2 protein-coding genes are annotated in these 1122 nt (G+C 62.6%); both read right to left on the bottom strand.

All coding sequences use genetic code 11. The features are described from left to right. Positions 1 to 869: glycosyl transferase family 1 (locus tag JL811_RS19845; protein ID WP_202690431.1), on the bottom strand; the 869-nt coding region annotated here is incomplete at its 3' end. Between the two features lie 6 nt (positions 870 to 875). Beyond that, positions 876 to 1122 (bottom strand): response regulator transcription factor (locus JL811_RS19840; RefSeq protein WP_202690430.1); only part of this gene is annotated, 247 nt, incomplete at its 5' end.

The raw sequence follows: 1122 nt of genomic DNA, 5'->3' as shown, positions 1-1122 counted from the left end.
TAAGGCAGCTTCCCCGGCAGTTCGAGCCCCTTTGCCACCGCCGGATAGTCGCGCATCAGATGGGCGCAGAAATCCGGCACCTCGCCGCCATATCTGCGCTGCACCCATTGCTGTTCATAGCCATAGGTCGAGCCGCTGCTGTCGCCAAGCGCGATGAACCGCGCCTCGACGCCCGCGCGGATCAGGCGGTCGGCAATCTCGACAAAGCGGTCGAACCCTTTGGCACTGGACAGGTCGCGCGCGGTGAATCCGATGGTGAAAGGTCCGCCCTCGGGCCGGATCAGCGGCGGGCCGAAGTCCAGCCCTTCAAGCTGCACCTCGATATTGCCCTGCAGGGCAGGCGGGAACATGCGCTTGGCGTGATGGCTGGGGCAGATCACCAGATCGCTGCGCAGCGCCTGATGAAAATGCATCATCTCGATGTTCTTGTCGCTCATCCGCTGGGCGCGGTCGGGCGGATAGGCCGGATCCCAGCCATGGGCGCGGTAGCTGGGAAATTCGATATAGCTGACGATGGCGGCGCCGATCTCATCATACAGAAAATGCGGCGCACCCCAAAGCGAATGGGTCACCAGCACGTCAATGCGGCGCTGTTCCTCAAAGGCAAGCAGTGCGTTCAGCAGGCCCCGGCCGATGCGCGCCGAGCGTTCCAGCTTGGCGGTATAGTAATAATGCGTATCCCCCACGATCTTGCCATCAGGGGTGAAGGCAAGGATATGCGCGCCCTTGTCCTTGTGCTTTTCCCGGTGGCCGGGGGTGGTCAGGAAATAGGTTTCGGCCATTCCGGTCTTGCGCAGATAGTCGCATAGCGCGCCGAACTGGCCGGGATAGACCGCGCCGGCAAAGACGATGACGGGGGGCTTGGTCATGGTTCCTCAGATCAGTTTGCGGTCCCGGGCGGCGATCACGGCCTGTGTGCGGTTGCTGACGCCCAGTTTCTTGCAGATGGATTTGACATGCATCTTCACCGTCGGCTCGGCCAGCGTCAGGGCCGCGCCGATTTCCCGGTTCGGCATCCCTTCGGCCAAAAGTTCCAGCACGCCGAATTCGCGCCTGGACAGGCCCATGCCGGGCTCTTCGGTGGCGACCTGCCGTTTCTCGACCAGTTCGATGGGCAGATAG

This window comes from Szabonella alba, from assembly GCF_016765775.1.
Taxonomy (GTDB): domain Bacteria; phylum Pseudomonadota; class Alphaproteobacteria; order Rhodobacterales; family Rhodobacteraceae; genus Szabonella; species Szabonella alba.
The sequence above is the reverse complement of the archived record's forward strand: the minus strand, read 5'-3'. Positions and strand labels throughout refer to the sequence as shown.